This window comes from Protofrankia sp. CiT1 (assembly GCF_917627335.1).
GTDB lineage: Bacteria > Actinomycetota > Actinomycetes > Frankiales > Frankiaceae > Protofrankia.
The window spans coordinates 1-5,191 of the sequence record NZ_CAKJTP010000192.1 but is presented as its reverse complement, the minus strand read 5'-3'; the positions used below and the strand labels follow the sequence as shown (position 1 = coordinate 5,191).

Below are 5,191 nucleotides of genomic sequence, written 5' to 3'. Positions count from 1 at the left end.
CCTTTCACCGCTGGTCGTCGTGGGCGTCACATGCCGTAGGAATCACACGCTGTAGACATCCCGGGCGATGTCAGCCGGGTCCGGCTCACTGCTCGCCGCGGCGAAGGCGATCGCCGCGGCGACCTCGGCCCTGGTCCGCGCCCAGATCTCCGCAAAACGCTCCGGCGCGACCGTGCCGGCCGCGGTGGCCCCGCTCTCCAGCAGCTTGATCGCGTCGCGTTCCTTCCAGGCGTCGATCTCCTGCTGGGTGCGGTACGGGATGCGCAGGCCCTTGACGCCCTGATGATCGTAGTAACGGTAGGTCTTGGCCTCGACCAGCGTCGGGCCGCCACCGGAGCGGGCCCGCTCCACCGCGCGCAGGGTGGCCGCCCGGACCGCGGCCGCGTCCATACCGTCGCAGATCTCGCTCGGCATGCCGTAGGCCGCCGCGCGATCGGCAACGTCGGTGAGCAGCATGTGCCGGGCCTGCGGGGTGAACTCGGCATAGCCGTTGTTCTCGCAGACGAGCACCACCGGCAGGCGCAGCACGGCGGCGAGGTTGGCCGCCTCATGGAAGCTGCCGATGTTGGAGGCGCCGTCGCCGAAGAAGGCCATCGCGACGGTGCCGTCGCGGCGGTAGGCGCCGGCGAACGCCGCGCCCACCGCGATCGGGATGCCCGCGCCCACGATCCCGTTCGCGCCGAGCATGCCGATCGACAGGTCGTTGATGTGCATGCTCCCGCCCCGGCCGTGGCAGTAGCCGTCGACCCGGCCATACAGTTCGGCGAACATCCGGCGGAAGTCCGCGCCCTTGGCGACCGCATGGCCATGCCCGCGGTGGGTGGAGGTGATCTGGTCTTCGTCCCGCAGCGTGCTGATCGCGCCAGCGGCGACCGCCTCCTGCCCGACGTAGAGATGCAGGAAACCGGGCAGCGTGCCGGCCTCCATCAGCCGACCGGCCTCGGTCTCGAACACCCGGATGCGCACCATCCGGCGGTGCAGGTCCAGGAGCACGCCCGCGTCGGCGCTGGCACCGGCGTCGGCGTTGGTGCCGACGCGGGCGTTGGTGGCGGCGACGGCCGCGGGCTGGGCGGGCCGGGCGCTCTGGTCGGCCGCGACGGCTCGCGTCATGATGCCTGCCCCTCTCTGCCTGGCCCGGCGGCCGCGCACAGCGGACCGCTGTGCCGTCCGAGCATCCGGGAGTTTGTCGAAATGGACTCTAGTAAGAGATGCCTCCCCACACCAGACTCATAGCCGGTATTTGTCGTTGGCCTCCGCCGCAGGAGTGCCCGCCCCGCCCGCCCCGCCCGCGGCGCCCGCGGCGGAACCCGGAACTGTTTCTTGACTGCTCTTACAGTTATGGGTCTACATTCGACATGACCGGCAAGCACGCAGCCGGCAGACGTGAGAAGCGGGGCGGTGAGGTCCGTTGGAGCTGGTGGGGATCGGTGCGCGGGCACGGCGTGAGCCGGCTGGTGTCGCCCTCGTCGACGACACCAGCCGGCTCACGTGGGCGGAGCTCGCCGACCAGGTACGCGCCGTGGCTGCCGAGATGCTTGCCGTCGCGGACGGTGACGGAGCGCGGGTCGCCGTCACCGGTGAGAACCTCATCCCAACCCTTGTCGCGCATGCCGCGGGCATCTGCGCCGGGGTCGGCACCGTGGCGCTGTCCCGCCAGCTCACCGCCGGTGAGTTCGCCGACCTGCTCGTGGACGCCGGCGCGGTGGCCGCCGTCGCCGGGCCGGCTGGCCGCGAGGGCATCGCCAGGGCCGCCACGTCCGCGCGGTTACGTGCCGTAATTGTCCACGGCGTCTCCCCCGGACAGCACCCCGGCTGGACGGACTGGCCGGACTGGACGGGTAGCGACCGGCCGTTGCCGGCCATCGCCAGCCGGCCCGCCCGGCCGCCTCTCGTCTACACATCCGGCACCACCGGGCGGCCGCGGGGCACCGAGGTGCGCTGGACGGCGCCGACCCCCGGCACCGCGGCCGGCTATGCCGCCGCGCTGGCTGCCCGCTCGGCCTTCCCGCCCGGCCCGCATCTCGTGGTCGGGCCGCTGGCGCACAATGGCCCGCTCAGCTGCCTGCGCCATCTGCTGTCCGGGCAGCCCGTGGTCATCCTCGGCCGGTTCGACGCGGAGAATGTGCTGCGGCTCATCGAGGCCCACCGGGTGACGTCATCGGTGCTGGTCCCGACGCACTTCGCCCGGCTGCTCGCCCTGCCCGCGGACGTACGCGACCGCTACGACGTGACCAGCCTGCGCAGTGTCTCCCACACCGGCTCGGCCTGCCCACCCGACACCAAACGGGCAATGATCAACTGGTTCGGGCCGGTGCTGGTGGAGTCGTACGGAGGCAGTGAGGCGGGCACTGTCTGCCGTATCACAAGCGACGAATGGCTTGCCCGGCCCGGGTCGGTCGGGCGGTGCGTACCACCGTTCGAGGCGGTCGTCCTCGACGCGGACAACGCGCCGGTGGGCGCCGGCGAGATAGGTGTGCTGGGTTTTCGCGCCCCAGCCGACCGGGGCATTCGTTATCACGGCGACCCCGTCAAGACCGCGGCCGCCTACCTCGCGCCCGGTGTGTTCACGCTCGGCGACATCGGCTTCGTCGACGCGGATGGGTACGTCCACATCACCGACCGGCTCGCGGACATGGTCGTCTCCGGTGGGGTGAATCTCTACCCGGCCGAGTGCGAACGTGTGCTGGCCGACCACCCGGCGGTCGCGGACGTGGCCGTGATCGGTGTGCCTGACGCGGACCTGGGCGAGACGCTACGGGCGCTGATCGTGCCCCGTGGAGAACCGCCGGGCCCAGGCGAGCTCGACCGCTTCTGCCGGCTGTCACTCGCGTCGTACAAATGCCCCAAATCATACGAAATGCTCGCAGAGCTTCCCCGTAACGCCATGGGGAAGCTTGACAAAAAAGCGTTACAACGTTCTTACTGGCGCTCTGAGCGCACCATCGCGGGATGACATCCCGTACATCGGGGCAGCCCACCAGGCATCATGATCAGTCATGATGTCCAGACGGGGCCGCCCGCGGAGAGTGCGCCCATCCGCACACCCGCCGCCCGGCTGACCAGACAGGCAGCCGTCTTCTGATCTCACTTGAAACCTGATGATGCTCTCTAATTAAGTGAAGTTTACTTATACTTCTGATAACCTCCGCTAGGTCGACATCAGCGATCACGGAGGTATCAGGCGTGTGGAGTGAGGTTGTCCCGAACCTGCTCATCGGGTTACGAGAAGGCCTGGAAGCGGGCCTGATCGTCTCGATTCTGGTTGCCACGCTTGTGCGTGCCGGCGAGCGGGCACGCCTGCCCCAGGTCTGGACGGGCGTGCTGGCCGCTGTCGCGCTCTCCGCGAGCTTCGGCGCCGTCCTGACCTTCGCCGCCACCGAGCTGTCGACCAAGGCCCAGGAAGCGTTCAGCGGCATCCTGAGCCTGGTCGCGGTCGGGTTCGTCACCATAATGATCTTTTGGATGCGCAGCTCGGCGCGGGCGCTGTCCAGTGAGATCAGCGAAAAGATCACGGCTGCCCTGGCACTCGGGCCGGGCACGCTGATCATCACCGCGTTCCTGGCCGTCGCCCGGGAGGGGCTGGAGACGTCCCTGTTCGTCTGGACGACCACCCGCGGCGCGTCCGAATCGGTCGCTCCGCTGCTCGGAGCCTGCGCCGGCCTCGCGCTCGCCACCGGTTTGTGCGTCGGCATGTACCGGCGGGCCGTGAAGATCAACCTGACGAAATTCTTCACGCTCACCGGCATCGGGCTCATTGTGATCGCGTCCGGCGTGGCCGGCTACGGCCTACGCGACCTCCAGGAGAGCGGCATCCTGCCCGGCATCGACGCGGCCGCGTTCAACCTCGGCACCACCATCGACCCGAGCTCGTGGTACTCCAGGCTCATCGAGGGCATCTTCAACATCACGCCACGCATGAGCGTGCTCCAGGTCGTCGGCTATCTCGGCTACCTGATCCCGGTCATGGTCCTGTTCGTCCGGGGTGTCCGCCCCGCCCCGGCGGCATCCGCCGCTGTGCCGGCAGCCGCCGGGGCCGAGGTGCCCCAGCCGGCGCCAGCCGAACCAGCACCAGCACCAGCACCAGCACCAGCGGCTACCAGCTCACGGCGGGTGCCCCGGTGGGTACTCCCAGCGGCCCTGGTGGCGGTGCCGGCCGTTGCCGCTGGCGGCGCCATCCTCGCCCTCGGCCCGTCCGCCCCAGCTGGTGGCACGACGATCGAGGCGACCTCCACTTCCTGCGTCACCGCCTGGGAGGCTCCGCATCCGGGTCGCATGATGTTCACTGTCCGCAACACCGGCGGGCAGGCCATGGAGATACGCTTCATCGACCCGGCAAACGGGGCGATCCACGCCGAGATCGAACTGCTCGCGCCGGGCACCAGCCGGACACTGTCCGTGACCATCGGTGGCGGCACCTATGCCTGGCAGTGCCTGTCCGACGGCGGGGAGCCCGTCGTCTCGGCGAGCCGGCGGGTAGCCGGGTCGAGCGCTGGCGGGCAGGCGATCATCCCGGTCACCGAGGAGACCGTGAAGGCACCGGTGGAGGCCTACCGGGCGTTCGTCACCGCCGGCCTGGCCACGCTGCAACGCGACACCGACACGCTCCGGGCTGACATCGAGTCAGGTGACCTCGACGCGGCCCGTCGCGACTGGCTCCCGGCCCATCTCAGCTACGAACGCCTCGGCGCCGCCTACGGCACGTTCGGCGATTTCGACGCGTCGGTCAACGGCCAGCCCGCCGGCCTGCCGGACGGCGTCAGCGACCCGGACTTCGCCGGGTTCCACCGCGTCGAGCACGGGCTGTGGCACGGCGAATCGGTGGACTCGTTGAAGGCGTCCGCCGCGACACTCGCCGATGCCGTCAGTGCGCTCGCCAAGGCCTTCCCGACCCAGGAACTCGATCCGAACGACCTGGCCCTGCGCAGCCATGAAATTCTCGAGAACACCCTCGAGTTCCAGCTCACCGGTGCCGCCGACCAGGGCAGCAACACAACGCTGGCAACGGCCGCGGCGAATGTGGACGGCACCCGCGAACTGTTGACAATCATCACACCGCTGCTGGCGGCCCGTGCGCCAGCGACGCTGGCGGCCTCCGAACGCGAGCTCGACGCGTTCGGATCGCTCCTGGCACGGATCGCCCACCCCGCCGGGACCTGGATCGCCCCGGCCGCCCTCCCCCGCGCCGACCGGC

General features: G+C 70.0%; 3 protein-coding genes. 2 read left to right on the top strand and 1 reads right to left on the bottom strand.

Going from position 1 to position 5,191, the window contains the following annotated elements; genetic code table 11:
- Nucleotides 1-42: 42 nt before the first annotated feature.
- The gene (locus tag MJ785_RS19525) at nt 43-1,110 is read right to left on the bottom strand and encodes a thiamine pyrophosphate-dependent dehydrogenase E1 component subunit alpha (protein ID WP_239382166.1); all 1,068 of its coding nucleotides are present in this window, start codon (nt 1,108-1,110) and stop codon (nt 43-45) included.
- A 307-nt stretch (nt 1,111-1,417) separates the two neighbouring features.
- Between MJ785_RS19525 and MJ785_RS19520 the strand changes: the two genes are divergently transcribed.
- Together MJ785_RS19520 and efeU are read left to right on the top strand one after the other, a co-directional pair.
- Nucleotides 1,418-2,953, top strand: a complete 1,536-nt coding sequence (locus tag MJ785_RS19520) for an AMP-binding protein (RefSeq protein ID WP_239346716.1) — start codon at nt 1,418-1,420, stop codon at nt 2,951-2,953.
- Between the two features lie 230 nt (nt 2,954-3,183).
- Nucleotides 3,184-5,191: iron uptake transporter permease EfeU (efeU, locus tag MJ785_RS19515; RefSeq protein ID WP_239382164.1), on the top strand; the 2,008-nt coding region annotated here is incomplete at its 3' end.

Bases quoted from the DNA above. Each gene is read 5' to 3' on its own strand.
- MJ785_RS19525 (WP_239382166.1), bottom strand. From the start codon at position 1,110: ATGACGCGAGCCGTCGCGGCCGACCAGAGCGCCCGGCCCGCCCAGCCC.